The sequence below is a fragment of the Lentilactobacillus senioris genome (genome assembly GCF_026798195.1).
Taxonomy (GTDB): Bacteria; Bacillota; Bacilli; order Lactobacillales; family Lactobacillaceae; genus Lentilactobacillus; species Lentilactobacillus senioris_A.
The window spans coordinates 196,088-213,161 of record NZ_JAPQEZ010000001.1 but is presented as its reverse complement, the minus strand read 5'-3'; the positions used below and the strand labels follow the sequence as shown (position 1 = coordinate 213,161).

At 41.0% G+C, this 17,074-nt stretch carries 15 protein-coding genes; 11 read left to right on the top strand and 4 right to left on the bottom strand.

What is annotated here, in order from left to right:
• Positions 1-16 precede the first annotated feature (16 nt).
• Positions 17-763: an RNA-binding cell elongation regulator Jag/EloR gene (gene jag, locus OXT66_RS01045; RefSeq protein ID WP_268595218.1), complete on the bottom strand. Its 747-nt coding sequence runs from the start codon at positions 761-763 to the stop codon at positions 17-19.
• A 145-nt stretch (positions 764-908) separates the two neighbouring features.
• Here jag and OXT66_RS01040 point away from each other — a divergent pair, with 145 nt between their 5' ends.
• Positions 909-2,240 (top strand): dihydrolipoyl dehydrogenase family protein, encoded by a 1,332-nt coding sequence (locus OXT66_RS01040; protein ID WP_268595217.1) that lies wholly within the window; start codon positions 909-911, stop codon positions 2,238-2,240.
• A gap of 41 nt (positions 2,241-2,281) precedes the next feature.
• Here the strand turns inward: OXT66_RS01040 and yidC are convergent, their stop codons facing one another.
• From yidC to rpmH, 3 genes are read right to left on the bottom strand one after another with little or no spacing between them, the layout of a single operon-like run.
• The gene (gene yidC, locus OXT66_RS01035) at positions 2,282-3,118 is read right to left on the bottom strand and encodes a membrane protein insertase YidC (protein WP_268595216.1); all 837 of its coding nucleotides are present in this window, start codon (positions 3,116-3,118) and stop codon (positions 2,282-2,284) included.
• Positions 3,102-3,482, bottom strand: a complete 381-nt coding sequence (gene rnpA / locus OXT66_RS01030; protein WP_268595215.1) for a ribonuclease P protein component — start codon at positions 3,480-3,482, stop codon at positions 3,102-3,104. The genes yidC and rnpA overlap by 17 nt, the downstream gene beginning before the upstream one ends.
• 55 nt (positions 3,483-3,537) lie before the next feature.
• Positions 3,538-3,672 carry a 50S ribosomal protein L34 gene (rpmH, locus tag OXT66_RS01025; protein ID WP_003550985.1) on the bottom strand — a complete coding sequence of 45 codons (135 nt, stop codon included), beginning with the start codon at positions 3,670-3,672 and terminating at the stop codon, positions 3,538-3,540.
• Between the two features lie 502 nt (positions 3,673-4,174).
• Between rpmH and dnaA the strand changes: the two genes are divergently transcribed.
• From dnaA to OXT66_RS00975, 10 genes are all read left to right on the top strand, one after another.
• Positions 4,175-5,527 carry a chromosomal replication initiator protein DnaA gene (gene dnaA / locus OXT66_RS01020; protein WP_268595214.1) on the top strand — a complete coding sequence of 451 codons (1,353 nt, stop codon included), beginning with the start codon at positions 4,175-4,177 and terminating at the stop codon, positions 5,525-5,527.
• Between the two features lie 328 nt (positions 5,528-5,855).
• Positions 5,856-6,995 (top strand): DNA polymerase III subunit beta, encoded by a 1,140-nt coding sequence (gene dnaN, locus OXT66_RS01015; RefSeq protein ID WP_268595213.1) that lies wholly within the window; start codon positions 5,856-5,858, stop codon positions 6,993-6,995.
• 270 nt (positions 6,996-7,265) lie between these two features.
• Entirely contained in the window at positions 7,266-7,493 is a 228-nt protein-coding gene (gene yaaA / locus OXT66_RS01010; RefSeq protein WP_054670151.1) for a S4 domain-containing protein YaaA, read from the top strand.
• A complete protein-coding gene (gene recF / locus OXT66_RS01005; RefSeq protein ID WP_268595212.1) occupies positions 7,493-8,617 on the top strand; it encodes a DNA replication/repair protein RecF in 1,125 nt (374 codons plus the stop codon). Before yaaA ends, recF begins: the two co-directional genes overlap by 1 nt.
• Positions 8,610-10,550, top strand: a complete 1,941-nt coding sequence (gyrB, locus tag OXT66_RS01000; RefSeq protein ID WP_268595211.1) for a DNA topoisomerase (ATP-hydrolyzing) subunit B — start codon at positions 8,610-8,612, stop codon at positions 10,548-10,550. Before recF ends, gyrB begins: the two co-directional genes overlap by 8 nt.
• Positions 10,551-10,699: 149 nt before the next feature.
• Positions 10,700-13,201 (top strand): DNA gyrase subunit A, encoded by a 2,502-nt coding sequence (gene gyrA, locus OXT66_RS00995; RefSeq protein WP_419146370.1) that lies wholly within the window; start codon positions 10,700-10,702, stop codon positions 13,199-13,201.
• Between the two features lie 188 nt (positions 13,202-13,389).
• Positions 13,390-13,686, top strand: coding sequence for a 30S ribosomal protein S6 (gene rpsF / locus OXT66_RS00990; RefSeq protein ID WP_268595209.1), 297 nt, complete (start codon positions 13,390-13,392; stop codon positions 13,684-13,686).
• A gap of 32 nt (positions 13,687-13,718) precedes the next feature.
• Complete coding sequence (gene ssb / locus OXT66_RS00985) at positions 13,719-14,258, top strand: single-stranded DNA-binding protein (RefSeq protein WP_056977478.1); 540 nt, start codon at positions 13,719-13,721, stop codon at positions 14,256-14,258.
• A gap of 32 nt (positions 14,259-14,290) precedes the next feature.
• Positions 14,291-14,527, top strand: coding sequence for a 30S ribosomal protein S18 (gene rpsR, locus OXT66_RS00980; protein ID WP_054670163.1), 237 nt, complete (start codon positions 14,291-14,293; stop codon positions 14,525-14,527).
• Between the two features lie 504 nt (positions 14,528-15,031).
• Positions 15,032-17,056: a DHH family phosphoesterase gene (locus OXT66_RS00975; protein WP_268595208.1), complete on the top strand. Its 2,025-nt coding sequence runs from the start codon at positions 15,032-15,034 to the stop codon at positions 17,054-17,056.
• Positions 17,057-17,074 lie beyond the last annotated feature (18 nt).

Below are 17,074 nucleotides of genomic sequence, written 5' to 3'. Positions count from 1 at the left end.
GTTTGTCAAACAAAATTTAACGGGGGATGATCACGATAGAGCGGTGGTTTCCCTTGCCTGACGAATAAGTGGCCACGTGTTTGTTGGTGACTAACGCTTTGTGAATAATTTTGCGTTCAAACGCTGGCATTGGATTTAAATGAATTGGTCGCCCATTAGCAATTACTTCCATAGCGGATTTATGCGCTACTTTGGTTAAAATTTCCTGACGACGTTTCCGATAACCGGCGACGTCTAATGTAACCGTGACATCGTTGGCCCCTTTTCGATTAACGTAAATCTGGCCTAGTTGTTGTAACGCATTTAAGGTACGGCCATGACGGCCAATTAAGCGGTTTTCATTATCCGTTTGCAATTCATAACTAATCAAGTGCCGGTTTTTAACGTTAGCCGTAATGCCTAATTCAAAGCCCATTGCTTTAATTACATCCGTTAGGTAGTCAGTTAAGTCATTAACTACTTGATCGGCCAATAACCGTTGGGTTTTAGGTTTTAGTGGATATTTTTTAATCGTGGTAGCAGGATCAACAGGCCGAATTTTATTTTTACGCATTGGTGGCCGGTATGAATGGACTGCGGTTTCAGTATCTTTTTTGTCTTCAACAATGGTAATATCAACCAATGCCATTTGGCGCCCGATGCCAAAAAAACCGTTGCTAGCGGACCGTTTTACCGTAATCAACGCTTTTTCGCGGGGAATCCCCATTGTTATCAATCCTTTGTCAATTGCTTCTTCGATGTTTTTTCCGGTAAATTCAGTCACAAACAGCCCTCCTACCATTAAAGTTAACATAACAATAATACCATAAATAAGGAAATAACCATAAACTGGTTAAACAAATCATTTTTAAGCTCTCTAGGTTCCTTTTTTGCTAAAATAAAAATTAATTCAGTAGGGGGTATGTAAAATGGATTTTGACGTTTTATTTATTGGTAGTGGACAAGGAGCCTATAATGGCGCAATTCCAATGAGTCAGGCAGGATTAAAAGTGGCCGTTGCCGAAGAAGGTCGTTTTGGTGGTGTTTGTACCAATCGTGGCTGTAATGCTAAGATCACCCTGGACCGCCCAGTAGAAATTATGCGCCAGGTAGAACAACTGCAGGGAAAAGGGTTCAACGGCATCCCTACCTTAAATTGGGAAGATTTAATGGCACACAAACACGAAGTAATCGATGGATTATCGGAAAGTAACCGAATGAAATTAGTCAACGCAGGAGTGACTATTTTAACTGGCCACGCTAAGTTTGTAGATGACCATACGGTTTCCATTGACGGTCACCATTATTCCAGCACCAAAATCGTAATTGTTTCGGGACAACATCCCCATCGAATGGAAATTCCAGGAAGTGAACTTTTTCATGATAGTACCGATTTCTTAGTAACTGAGCACTTACCAGCCAAAATGGCAATTATCGGTGGTGGATACGTAGCAATGGAATCCGCCACTATCGCGAACGCATTCGGTTGTGACGTTACCGTCATCTTGCGGGGAACTAAAGTTTTACGGGGCTTTTATCAACCTTACGTTCAAAAAATCATTTCTGACTTGCAATCTCGTGGAGTTAAGTTCAACTTCAGTGAATCCATAGAACAAGCTAGGCAAACCACAGCTGGCATCCAACTGAATGGTACAGATGGCTACCAGTTAACCGCCGATTACGTGTTAGATGCTAGTGGTCGCCGGCCTAACGTTCAAAATATGGATCTTGATCGAATTGGACTCAAATTTGATGAGGCAACCGGAATTGAAGTTGATGATCACCTCCAAACCAACGTACCAGGTATCTACGCTACTGGGGATGTAATTCAAAAAACGGTCCCTAAAATCACCCCCACCGCCATTTTCGAGTCCCTTTATCTCTCTCATTTATTCAAGCAGGAAACTACGGCGGCCATTAATTATCCGGCCATTCCACATACTGTTTTTACTTCCCCTAGAATCGCCGCAGTCGGAGTAGAAGTGGCTGAAGCCAAAGCCTATCCTGAAAAATACCACATAGCCGAATTTGATTACGCAACTGACTGGTTCCGACAGGTAGGAAACGAAACTAGTGGTGGAATTACCATCGTTTATGACGCAGACAATATCGTTGTTGGAGCGGTTAGTTACGGTAACGATGCGGTAGAAACCATCAACGGGTTAACCGATATCATTGAAAATCGAATATCACATGAGGACGTAGAACGATTACTTTATATTTTCCCTAGTATTGCCCATTCTTACATGCGTAAGGTTTAACGACAAAAAAGCCACTCAGCAATATACTGAGTGGCTTTTTATTATTTACGTTTACTCTTTTTAGCTTTTTTAATTGCTTTTTGCTTAGCCCGTTCACGATCTCGTTCAGCTTGAATTTTTTCTTCTCGTTCACGTTGGATCTTCCAAGGGTTTTGAATAATCAAGGTTTGACCCACTTGGAAAGCGTTGGTAACTACCCAGTAAAGTGACAAGGCAGATGGAACGTTTAACGCCGTAAAGAAGATAATCAATGGCATTCCGACCGTCATCATCGTCGTCATTGAGTTAGATTCTGGTTGGCCCTTCATGTTCAACCATGAAGAGAAGAAGGTGAAGACTGCAGCTAAGATTGGCAGAATGTAGTATGGATCTTTAGCCCCTAATTGTAACCACAAGAAGTGACCCGTCCGCAAAACACTCGTCCGCCAAATTGCTTGGTACAAAGCGAAGATGATTGGTAATTGGATTACCAATGGCAAACAACCGGCAATTGGGTTAACGCCCGCTTCGGCATATAACTTCCGTTGTTCTTCCTGCAATTTTTGCATTGTTTCAGTATCTTTTGAAGAATACTTTTGTTGCAATGCCTTTAATTGCGGTTGAATTTCTTGCGTTTTGCGCATGCTGCGTGTTTGGAAAATCATCAACGGTAAAATGATAATCCGGATAATAATGGTAAAGATAATAATCCCGATTCCATAATTATCGTTGAAGAATTTAGAAAGCCAAATAATAGCTCGTGAGAAGTTTAAAACGATTAAGCCATCCCACAAACCGGTACTGTGTTCAGTGATCGGTGCGTTACTACAGGCCGTTAAAAAGACAGTCAAACTGAGCATGGCCAGTAAGGCACTGATTTTTTTAATTCTTTTCTTCAATTGTTGATTCCTCATCATCATCCGCAAAGTCTAGCAACTTTGCTAATTTTAAGGCGTGAATTAAGCCACGTTTGATTTCAGCCATTGACATTCCATCAGTTGATGGCCGAGCAATAACAATAAAATCAACGTCTTGCCGTAATTGGGGCTTTAACTCCAACAATGATTGTCTAATTCGGCGTTTGACCCAATTCCGGTGTACTGCGTTACCAATTTTCTTTCCTACCGAAATTCCTACCCGAAAATGGGGTTGCTCCGGTTTATCCAGAGAATAGATAACAAATTGTCGATTAGCGATTGAATTATGGGTTTCAAAAACGGTCTGAAAGTCCGCTTCTTTTTTAACCCGGTATGATTTTCGCATGATCCATCTCCAAAACTGTCTAAAAAATGAAAAAGACCACTGAATGGTCAGTGGTCTATGCAGACAATACTTTTCTACCTTTTTGACGTCGGCGTGCTAACACTTTACGACCATTGCTGGTACTCATTCGCTTACGGAAACCATGAACGCGAGCGCGATGACGCTTCTTTGGTTGATAAGTTCTCTTCATAACTAAAGAATCCTCCTTTTGTTAGTGTCGCGTTTAAGCATTAATTTTATGTTCAAATGCATTTCTTAAACATAATACCATAAATAGAAGTTAGCGCAAACCGTCAATTTCAAAAATACCGGTATTTTTTTGAACAAATTAAATTGTTTCATGAACAATTGCTGTGGATAACTCAATTTTGGTAGCGGAACAACTAACAAGCTTATCAACGGTTTTTCCACAAGTAAACAGGCAGGAAAAACACCTGTGCACAACTTGTGGATAAGTATGGATAACAGTCTTAAATTCTTTGTTAAGACTGGCTTTATTTATCCACAGTTTCTTGGTGACAACTAAATTTTGCAGGGGAAATTCCATAGTTATAAACATACCTGTGGAAAACCCTATTCCTGCCTGTGAAACAATTTTCCACAAGCTATTTTTACCTGTGGAAAACTTTTGTCATCGGTGCTAAAATAAATTTGCATGAATTTTGTAACGAATGACTAAGGGGGATCCACTCGTGCTTGATAAAGACACACTATGGGATGAACTCGCCAAAACATTTCAGCAAAGTATGGCTCCACTTACGTATGACACCTGGATTAAACCGGTAATTCCGGTAGCGTTCGATGGTCAAACGTTAACGTTGGCTTTACCTTCTGAATTGCACCGTGATTATTGGCAGTCCCAGCTCGTCCAAAATTTGATCGAGTATGCCTACATCGCCACTAAGGGCAATATCGAACCCAAATTTATTTTAGAAGACGACCTCAAGAAATACGAAGAGCCGAAAAAAGCAGAACCTGCACCGGCCCAAAAAGTCGAACAATCCGACTTCTCCTTTAGTAAGGAAAATCATATCAATCCGACCTACACTTTTGAAAATTTCGTTATCGGTAAGGGCAATCAAATGGCCCACGCCGCTGCGTTAGTAGTTTCAGAAGAGCCCGGAAAACTGTATAACCCGTTATTCTTTTACGGGGGCGTGGGGTTAGGAAAAACCCACTTGATGCAAGCCATTGGCAACCGAATGTTGGAAGACGATCCTAACGTCAACGTTAAATACGTGACCAGTGAAGCCTTCACCAATGATTTCATCAACGCTATTCAAACCAACCAAACGGAAGCCTTTCGCAAGGAATACCGGAACGTTGATATTTTAATGGTCGATGATATTCAATTTTTTGCTGAAAAAGAAGGAACCCAAGAAGAATTTTTCCACACCTTCAACGATCTCTACAATAACGGCAAACAAATTGTTTTGACTTCTGACCGGATGCCACAAGAAATCCCTAAGTTGCAAGAACGATTAGTTTCTCGTTTTGCTTGGGGCTTGCCCGTTGATATTACTCCACCAGATTTAGAAACGCGGATCGCTATTTTGCGCGCCAAAGCCGAAGCTGACCAGTTAGATATTCCCAATGAAACCCTCAGTTACATTGCTGGGCAAATTGATTCTAACGTTCGGGAATTAGAGGGCGCCCTTTCACGAGTTCAGGCTTACGCCAAATTGCGCAAAGAACCCATCACCACCGCGTTAGTTTATGAAGCTCTTCGGGGCTTAAACTTAGCTAGTGAACATCACGAACTATCAATCGCTGATATTCAAAATAAAGTTGCCGACTATTTTCACGTATCATTAAGTGACTTAAAGGGTAAAAAACGCAACAAAGCAATTGTGATGCCTCGCCAAATTGCCATGTATCTCTCTCGGGAATTAACTTCTAACTCCCTGCCTAAGATTGGCAAAGAATTTGGTGGTAAGGATCACACTACCGTTATCCATGCTTGCGAAAAAATCGGTGACGTCATTAAGGTCGATGCTGATGTTCAAAAAGCAGTTAAAGATTTAAAAAATGCATTAAGCAACTAAAGAAACACTGGAATTCTAATAAAAAATCTGGGTTAACCCCTTTTTATATGGGCTAATCCAGATTTTTGTTTGCTAAATCACCTTAAATAGCAAAATATTTCGATCGATTTTTCATCTGAGCCGTATTTTGCGAAACTCAATGGTATAATAGCTGTTGATAAATAGCGGATATAAGCAAAAGTTGTGCACACAGTTATCCACATGGGGATAACTTGGTAAATCACCACTTCTAGAAGTTTTCCACAGCTTCCACAGACCCTACTACTGCTTCTATCTTTTTATTACTTAAGTAAATAACACACCACTTTCCGGGAGGTATCTTCATTTCATGAAACTTTCAATCAACAGAGCCGCATTCATTAAGGCTTTAAACACCGTTTCTAGAGCAATTTCATCAAAAACCACTATTCCTATTTTAACTGGATTAAAGCTATCAGCTGACGTAACGGGATTAGTATTAACTGGTAGTAATGCAGATATTTCTATTGAAACTACAGTTCAAATCGAAGATCCAGACAACCAACTAGTAATTTCAGAAGCAGGCAACATTGTGTTACCTGCCAGATTTTTCACTGAAATCATTAAAAAATTGCCAATGGAAACTTTAACTTTAGAAGTTAGTGATAATTTCCAAACTAAGATCACCTCTGGCCAATCTTCTTTTGAAATCAACGGGTTAGATGCAGGTAATTACCCTCATTTACCAGAAATTGATACTAATGATTCCATTACTTTGTCCGCAGATATCTTTAAAGAAGTGGTCAGTCAAACCGTTATGGCGGTTTCTAATCAAGAAAGTCGCCCAATTTTAACCGGGGTGCACTTCACCATTGATGATAATTCATTGATGGCAGTTGCTACTGATAGTCATCGATTGAGTCAACGTAAAGTAGTGCTAGACCAGCCTGTTAATGGTCATTACGATTTTGTAATACCGGGACATAGCCTTACTGAGCTAACCAAAATGATTGCTGACGATCAAACTAACGTTACGTTGTTAGTGACTGAAAACCAAGTGTTGTTCATGTTAGGTGACACTATGTTTTATTCCAGATTGTTGGAAGGTAACTATCCAGATACTACTCGTTTAATTCCAACCGAATTTGATACTAGAATCCAATTTGACGCCCATGAATTATTGGCTTCAGTAGAACGAGCTTCCTTGCTTTCACATGAATCTCGCAATAACGTAGTTAAATTAACTATTGATCCGGATCAACAAATTGTGACCATCTATGGTAATTCACCAGATGTCGGAAACGTTGAAGAAGCAATGGAACCTCGGTCAGTAGAAGGAAACGAATTAGAAATTTCCTTTAACCCGGATTATATGAAGGATGCCTTACGTTCTTTTGGTCAAACCAACGTTAATATCGATTTCACTTCTCCATTACGGCCATTTACGTTGATGCCTAGTGAAGATGGCGAAAGCTTTATCCAATTGATTACTCCAATCAGAACTTTCTAACAGAACTAATCTTAGTTTGTGAAAAGCTCAGCACCTAAAAACAGGTGTTGGGCTTTTTTGCTGAGAAGAGCAAATTTAATTGACGGCTTTTAAAAATGACGCTTAAAAACGATTAAAATTCGCATAATTTAGTTTTTAGCCGTTTTATCTGCTGATGGAAAAAAATATCAAATGAAACTAAAAACGCTCAGAGAGCTTATATAGCCGAATTCGATGTACATTTTTAGTTTAAAAGTGTATAATTAATACCAGACAAAGGTGGGTGAAACTGTGAAAAAAGAAGTTTTTGTCAGCGGTGAATACATCACTTTAGGCCAGCTACTAAAAGAAGAATCAATTATTAGTAGTGGTGGTCAGGCCAAGTGGTACTTGAAGGAAAATGCCGTCAGTGTCAACGATGAACCCGATGATCGCCGGGGCCGGAAATTATATGATGGTGATAACGTTGATGTACCTGGAGAAGGCATGTTTTTTATTCGAACTAAACAGGCGGATTAATGCAATTAGAAGAATTAACTCTCCACAATTACCGCAACTATGAGGACACGACCCTGCACTTTTCTTCGCACATTAACGTGTTATTAGGAGAAAATGCTCAGGGTAAGACCAACATGCTAGAAGCGATTTACGTTTTAGCGCTAGCTCGTTCACACCGAACGGCCAACGATAAAGAGTTGATCAACTGGCAGGCAACGGCTGCTCAAATTAAAGGGCGGGTTCGTAAAAATCGTGGTACGGTTCCGCTGGAGTTGGATTTAGCTACTAAAGGTAAAAAAGCCAAGGTTAATCACTTAGAACAGGCTCGCTTGTCATCTTATGTGGGCCAGTTAAACGTGATTTTATTTGCGCCAGAAGACCTGCAGATTGTTAAGGGTGCTCCTCAAAAGCGGCGGAAGTTTCTAGATATGGAATTTGGGCAGATGAGTAGCAAATACCTCTATAATTCCAGTCAGTATCGCAAAATTTTGAAGCAACGTAATCGATATCTAAAAGATCTGCATAACCACGTTAGCCAGGACAAAGTGTATCTGGGCGTGTTATCAGATCAGTTAGCTGCTTACGGAGCAGAGATTATTGCTCAACGATTGGCACTATTAGAACAATTAGAGCACTTTGCGGCTCAAATTCATGCCGAAATTTCTAGAGGGCAAGAACAGTTGGTTTTTCAATACCAAACGGCCATTCCAGAAGTCAATCGGGGTTCAGTGGAAGAGTTATATCAATATTTACGCCAACAATACGAGCGTTTAGAAGCCAAAGAAATTATGCAAGCGACGACGTTGTTAGGTCCGCACCGCGACGATTTAGCGTTTTTAGTTAACGATAAGAACGTTGCGGCGTTTGGCTCTCAAGGCCAACAACGAACCACTGCACTAGCTTTAAAACTCGCCGAAATCGATTTAATGAAGCAACAAACTGATGAGTACCCGGTGTTACTACTGGATGACGTACTCTCGGAACTGGATGATTACCGTCAAACGCATTTACTGACGGCGATTCAAAATAAAGTCCAGACGTTTTTAACGACTACTAGCTTAAGTGGGGTTCAAGAGGAGTTACTTAAAGCTCCGAAAGTCTTTCAGATTGCTAATGGTCGGGTCAAGGAGGAAATAGATGACTGAAGAAGAAAGCAAACAAGCTAAAGCGCAAGAATATGACGCCAGCCAAATTCAAGTGCTGGAAGGCTTGGAAGCTGTTAGAAAGCGGCCCGGTATGTATATCGGTTCTACTAGTGCCCAAGGTCTCCACCATTTAGTATGGGAAATCGTGGATAACGGAATTGATGAAGCCTTAGCTGGGTTCGCTACTAAAATCACCGTTACGGTGGAAAAAGATAATTCGATCACCGTTACCGATGATGGACGGGGAATTCCAGTTGATATTCAACAAAAAACTGGAAAACCTGCACTAGAAACAGTCTTTACCATTTTGCATGCCGGTGGTAAATTCGGCGGTGGCGGTTACAAGGTTTCTGGTGGTCTTCATGGGGTGGGGGCTTCAGTAGTAAACGCCTTATCTACTCATTTAGACGTTGAAGTTGCCAAGAACGGTAAAATTTATCGAATGGACTTCACTCGCGGTCACGTGACTGAATCAATGCATACCACTCGGGACGTGCCAGCTGATGCTCACGGAACTCGGGTTCACTTCGTTCCGGATCCAGACATCTTCCAAGAAACGACGATTTACGATATTAAGACTTTAACTACCCGGGTTCGGGAACTAGCCTTCTTAAACAAAGGCTTGCGGATCGTCATTCGAGATGAACGTCCAGAAGTTCCAACCGAAGAAGACTTCATGTACGAAGGTGGAATTAAGCACTACGTTGAATATTTGGATAAAGATAAAAACGTCTTACTTAAAGAACCTATCTACGTTGAAGGAATTGAAAACGGTATTACTGTTGAAGTAGCGATTCAATATACTGATGACTACCACAGCAATTTAATGACCTTCACTAATAATATCCACACCTATGAAGGTGGGACCCATGAAGAAGGATTCAAACGGGCATTAACCAGAATCGTTAATGATTACGCTCGGAAGAATAAGTTGATGAAGGACAGCGATCCTAATTTATCAGGGGAAGACGTTCGAGAAGGGATGACGGCGGTAGTTTCTATCAAGCATCCGGATCCCCAATTTGAAGGTCAGACTAAGACCAAATTAGGTAACTCAGACGCCCGAACTGCAACTGATCGTATCTTCTCAGATCACTTCAACAAGTTCTTAATGGAAAATCCTAGTGATGCCAAAAAGATTGTTGACCGTGGGATCTTAGCTTCTAAGGCGCGGTCTGCTGCTAAGCGCGCTCGTGAAGTTACCCGGCGCAAGAGTGGGCTAGAAATTAGTAACTTGCCAGGTAAACTAGCTGATAATACTAGTAAGGATCCAGAAATTTCAGAATTATTTATCGTCGAAGGGGATTCAGCCGGCGGTTCTGCTAAGCAAGGCCGGTCTCGGCTGACCCAAGCCATTTTGCCAATTAGGGGTAAAATTTTGAACGTGGAAAAGGCTACGATGGATCGCATTTTGGCTAACGAAGAAATTCGATCATTGTTCACCGCCATGGGAACTGGCTTTGGTGAAGATTTTGATCTCTCCAAGATTCACTATCATAAGCTAATTATCATGACCGATGCCGATGTTGATGGGGCGCATATCCAAACCTTGCTATTAACGTTGTTGTACCGGTACATGAGACCGATGATCGATGCCGGCTTCGTTTACGTTGCTCAACCACCGTTGTATCAAGTGCGCCAAGGTAAGCTACAACGATACATCGACACAGATGAAGAATTAAACGAAGTGTTGGGACAACTACCACCTTCCCCTAAACCAGTTATCCAACGGTATAAAGGGCTTGGTGAAATGGACGCTGAACAACTATGGGAAACCACAATGAATCCGGAAAACCGGCGTTTGTTGCGGGTAAGAGCTGATGATGCCGCTGAGGCTGATCAAGTCTTTTCAATGCTGATGGGTGACAAGGTTGAACCACGTCGTGACTTCATTGAAGAAAATGCAACGTTTGTTGAAAACCTTGATATTTAGTAGCGTGAAACACTATTAGGATTAGAATAAATCCCGGTATATCAATATAGTTTCACGTGAAACAATCAGCTGACCAAGAATGGAGGTTAGACAGCTTGGCCGAAGAAAATTTTGAAAGTCATATCACTGATATTGACTTATCTAAAAAAATGCGGACGTCATTTCTTGACTACGCAATGAGTGTTATCGTTGCTCGGGCGTTACCAGACGTTCGAGATGGACTAAAACCAGTTCACCGGCGAATTTTATACGATATGCATGAATTAGGGGTTACCCCTGATAAACCTTACAAGAAATCTGCCAGAATCGTTGGGGACGTTTTGGGTAAGTATCACCCCCATGGGGATACTGCCGTTTACGAATCTATGGTGCGAATGGCGCAGGACTTTAGTTACCGTTATATGTTAGTTGACGGTCACGGTAACTTCGGGTCTGTCGATGGTGATGGGGCTGCCGCTATGCGGTATACTGAAGCTCGGTTGAGCAAAATCGCCATGGAAATGATTCGGGATATTAATAAAGATACAATTGATTTTCAAGATAACTATGATGGCACTGAACGGGAACCATCCGTTTTACCAGCACGTTTTCCTAACTTGTTAGTCAACGGGGCATCTGGGATTGCCGTTGGGATGGCCACTAACATTCCACCGCATAACCTTTCTGAAGTTATCAGTGCTATTCACGTCTTGATGGATAATCCGGACGCCACCACTGCTGACTTAATGGAAGCTCTTCCTGGTCCTGATTTTCCTACCGGCGGCGTCGTAATGGGCAAGTCCGGAATCAGAAAGGCCTACGAAACTGGGAAGGGTTCAATCACATTAAGAGCCCGGGTAGAAATTGAAGGCGAAGCCAACGGTAAGCAAAGAATCGTGGCCACCGAAATTCCTTACATGGTTAACAAGGCCAAGTTGATTGAACGAATTGCTGAATTAGCTCGGGAAAAACGGATTGAAGGCATCACCGATGTTAACGATGAATCTGACCGAGAAGGGATGCGAATCGTTATCGACGTGCGGCGGGATGCCAGCGCCGAAGTGATTCTAAACAATCTTTACAAGCTAACCTTGATGCAGACTTCATTTAGCTTTAACATGTTGGCAATTGTTAAGGGCACTCCGCAAGTACTTAGCTTAAAAGAGATTTTGACCTACTACTTGGAACACCAAGTGGAAGTTATCAAACGCCGGACAGCTTATGAACTAAAGAAAGCTCAAGCTAGAGCGCACATCTTAGAAGGGTTGCGGATTGCGTTAGACCATATTGATGCGATCATCGCAATTATTCGGGGATCCCAAACCGGTGAAATCGCTAAAAATGAATTGATGAGTCAATTTGGTTTAAGTGATAAGCAATCTCAAGCGATCTTGGACATGCGGTTAGTTCGTTTGACTGGTTTGGAACGCGAAAAAGTTGAAAAAGAATACAACGACTTGATGAAAGCCATTGAAGACTACAAAGAAATTTTGGCTAGTCGGGACCGCGTTAATGAAATCATTTACCAAGAACTCTTGGAAATCCAAGATAAATTTGGTGATGATCGACGCACTGAATTACTAGTTGGGGAAGTTCTTAGTCTAGAAGACGAAGATTTGATTGAAGAAGAAGACGTAATCGTTAGTTTGACCCATAACGGATACATCAAACGACTTCCAACTACTGAATTCAAGGCGCAAAATCGTGGTGGTCGTGGGGTTCAAGGAATGGGTGTTCACGACGATGATTTCATCGAACACTTAGTTTCTACCTCTACTCATGATATTTTGTTATTCTTTACCGATGCCGGTAAGGTTTATCGGATGAAAGGTTACGAAATTCCTGAATATGGCCGAGCTGCTAAGGGAATTCCGATCATTAACTTGTTAAATATCGATTCAGGTGAAAAAATTCAAGCTGTCATTAACGTTTCTGATCGTAACAGTGACGTTGATAAGGATCTTTTCTTTACCACCCTGTTAGGAACGGTTAAGAAGACACCGGTTGCTGAATTTACTAATATCCGCAGTAACGGTCTTAAAGCTATTCACCTAAAAGATGGCGACCAAGTTACTAACGTCTTAATTGCTGACGATGATGAAAATATCATTATCGGAACTCATCAAGGATACGCTGTTAGCTTTAGAGCTGACGCAGTTCGGACAATGGGTCGAAGTGCCACTGGGGTTCGAGGTATTCGCCTTCGCGAAGACGATTACGTAGTTGGTTCAGATATCTTAGCGCCGGATAGTGATGTATTCGTTATTTCAGAAAAGGGTTATGGTAAGAAAACCCCTGCTATTGAATACCCAATCAAGGGTCGAGGCGGAAAAGGAATTAAGACCGTTAACGTAACTGAAAAGAATGGACCATTAGCTGGTTTAACTACCGTTAAGGGTGATGAAGACATTATGTTGATCACCGATAAAGGGGTTATGATCCGGTTCGGAATTGAAAAGGTATCTCAAACTGGCCGAGCTACCCTAGGGGTTCATTTGATCAAGATGGACGGTGACTCTAAAGTAGCAACCATGGCTAAGGTTGAAAAAGAAACTGAAGCAGAGGATGAAGCTCCTTCTGCATCTGATGATGCTTCAACTGCTGTTGCAGATGCCGTATCAAATTTGGCTGATCGCGAAATTGCACACAATGAATCTGACAACGAGGACTAGAATTAAATTAAGAGACTATCACGCGATAGTCTCTTTTTTTCGTATTTAGTTAAGTATCGGGATCAAAGAAAAAGGCAATTGTAATCTTGACGGAAACGTGATAGTATATCTAACTGTGAGTATCTGTCTAAACAGAACTCTCCTTGCCCCAAGTAAGGGGCCATTAGTCCACAGGGAGGTGCAAAAACATGGAAGAAAAGAAATACGAAATCACTTACATCATCCGGCCAGATATGGACGACGCTGCTAAAACTGCTTTAGTAGAACGTTTCGACAAGATCTTGACTGATAATGGTGCTAAGATTATCGATTCAAAAGACTGGTCTAAGCGTCGTTTCGCTTACGAAATCGGTGGTTACAACGAAGGTATTTACCACATCGTTAACATGACTACTGATAGTGACGAATCACTTAACGAATTTGACCGTCTATCAAAGATCAATGACGACATCTTACGTCACATGATCGTTGTACGTGATAACTAGAAATTTGTTTATAAAAGAAAGGAGCATTCAGCATGCTTAATCGAGCAGTTTTAACGGGACGCCTTACCCGTGATGTTGATCTACGATACACCCAATCTGGGACCGCTGTTGGGACCTTCACACTGGCCGTTGATCGGACTTTTAAAAATCAACAAGGCGAACGGGAAGCTGACTTCATTAACTGCGTCATCTGGCGTAAATCAGCTGAAAACTTCGCTAACTTCGTTCGTAAAGGTTCACTAGTTGGAATTGATGGTCGGATTCAAACCCGGAACTATGAAAACCAACAAGGTAATCGCGTTTACGTAACGGAAATTGTTGTTGAAAACTTTGCTTTATTGCAATCACGGTCTGACCGTGAAGGTGGTAACAACAATGGTGCTTATCCTGGGATGGCACCAGCGGGGTCCGCTCCTACGACAAGCGGAAATCCGTTTGATAATCCATTTGGCGGTTCACAGAATAATGGTGGTGGGAGTAATAACTCTAATAACACCAACAATAACGCTGCTGATCCTTTTGCCAATAATGGTGACTCAATCGACATTTCCGACGATGATTTACCGTTCTAAGGGACGATAATAACGTAAGGAGGAAATAAAACATGGCTCAACAAAGACGTGGCGGCCGTCGCCGTCGTAAAGTTGATTTTATCGCTGCTAACCACATCGAATACATCGACTACAAAGATACTGATTTATTGAAGCGTTTCGTATCAGAACGAGGCAAGATTTTACCTCGTCGAGTTACTGGTACTAGTGCTAAAAACCAACGTAAGCTTACTGTAGCAATCAAGCGTTCCCGTATTATGGGACTTATGCCTTTCGTTGCTGAAGACTAAGCTCGATAACTTAATAAAAAGAACTTATTTGAATATTCAAGTAAGTTCTTTTTTTATTTAAATGATTTGACAATTAAGAATTTGAACCTCATAATTATGTAATGGTTGAATATATCCATAATTAATGTTGGGGTTTAGTTTGCTATCATAGTTATAGTAACTTAGCTGGAGCAAATTTGTTCCGTTAGTCTTAAATAATAGTTTATTGAAAGCTATTAATACTAAACCAAACATATTATAACGGGGTAAGTTAGCTGCAGCTTGATGTGTAACAACTGAAAAATTGCAGATAACTAAAAACTATCTATATTATCGTGTAAGGGCATCCTAATTTAGGATGCTTTTATTTTTAAACAAATGAAATTTAATAGTTATTAACAAACAAATTTGATAAATTAATATTCGTTTTTTGAAATTTATGATCAACTTAATGGTACTAAAAAATTAGTTTTTATTTTATGGTAAAATAAAGCTAGAACTATCTATTAATTAAGAGGTTAAATTATGAAAAACGGAAAAGAGTCACACCCGAATCAACTGCCTCCGTTTATACATAATGGACGTTTACGCCGAATTTTAGTCTTTATTGCCATTTTGGTAATTTATAGCGTAGTCGTTTCTTTTTTGTATAATTTTGAAATGGGGGTAGTTATTTCTATTATTAGTATTGTCGGATTGATTTATACTATCACGGCAATGAACGTAATGGGGTCAGAAACTAACCGTTACATTAATGATTTATCGTATCGAATTCACCGTGGCGAGCAAGAAGCATTGCTGGAGATGCCATTAGGGATGCTAGTTTATAATGACGATCAACGAATTGAATGGGTTAATCCAGCGTTGCAACGTTATTTTGGCCAGGAAAATGTTTTAGGTCAGCCCCTAGTAGAAGTCGATGAACAGTTAGCAACGGTGATTGCTAATTTTGATCCTGAAGAGGCGGATCCGGTAATCAACTGGCGCGATCATCGTTTTTCAGTGTTGGTCCAAAAAGCTTATAATACGGCTTATTTGTTGGATATTACTAAGTATGTAGAAATTCAAGAGCAATACGAAGGTGAACGAATCGTTGTGGGACAAGTATTTTTGGATAACTACGACGAAATCACACAGTCGTTAACTGACCAGGAAATTTCGAATCTTAGCAATTACGTAACTAACGAATTAGCTACCTGGTCTCAAAAATTTGGAATGTACTTGAAACAAGTTGATGACGATCACTTCTTCTTGTTGGCCTACGCTAAATCATTAGACGCGATTGAAGCTGACAAATTCAGTGTTTTAGATTCTGTTCGTGAGAGTACCTCTAAACAAAATTTCCCATTAACGCTTAGTATGGGAATTTCGTATGGCGATGATGATTTGAATCATTTGGCGGATCAAGCGCAAACCAACTTAGACTTAGCATTAGGCCGAGGTGGAGACCAAGTCGTGGTTAAATCCCTTGATGGTCAAGCTCGTTTTTATGGTGGCAAGACTAATCCGATGGAAAAACGGACTCGAGTTAGAGCACGGATGATTTCTCAAGCGTTAAATGAATTGATGAAGGAATCGGACCAAGTATTTGTTCAAGGCCATACCCGTCCTGATATGGACTCTCTGGGAGCCTGTTTAGGGATTCGGCGAATTGCTGAGATGAACGGGCAAACTTGTTGGATTGTTTTGGACAAAGAACAAATGCATTCTGATATTCAACGGCTTTTAGAGGCCATTCAAGAATACCCAGAAATTGAAGATGCCATTATCACTCCAGAAGAGGCCTTAGAAAAAGCCACTGACGCTAGTTTGTTGATTATGGTCGATCATTCTAAGCCATCAATCAGTATCTCTGAAGCATTGTATGAACGGTTATCTGACCGGACAGTGATTATCGATCATCATCGTCGGGGCGAAGAATTTCCAGAAAATCCGATGTTGGTTTACATCGAACCATACGCCTCTTCAACTTGTGAGTTGATTACCGAAATGTTTGAGTATCAACCGCACGAAGGTGAACCTATTAACAAGTTGGAAGCAACGGCAATGTTGACGGGGATCTTTATTGATACCCATTCGTTTGCAATGCGCACCGGAACGCGAACCTTCGATGCCGCTAGCTACTTGCGTTCAGCAGGAGCTGACACCATTGAAATGCAAACCTTTATGAAGGAAAATATCGATAGTTATATGGCTAGAAACCATTTAATTTCATTAGTTGATTTCTTTAAGCCGAAAATGGCTTTAATAGTTGGTGAAGATAATGTAGAATACGATTCAGTAACGGCAGCTCAAGCATGTGATTCACTGCTTAGTATGTCTGGGGTGGATGCGGGATTTATCATTACTCGACGGCCAGATAATTTGATCGGGATTTCGGCTAGAAGTACCGGGGCAATTAACGTCCAAATTATTATGGAAGCCATGGGGGGCGGTGGTCACTTATCTAGTGGGGCCACCCAGTTAGCTGATTTATCAGTTGAAGAAGCTCGTGATATGTTACTTGAAACTATCACTGATATTGAGCATAATAATAACAGTGAAGATTAAATTTTTGAGGATAGTAGG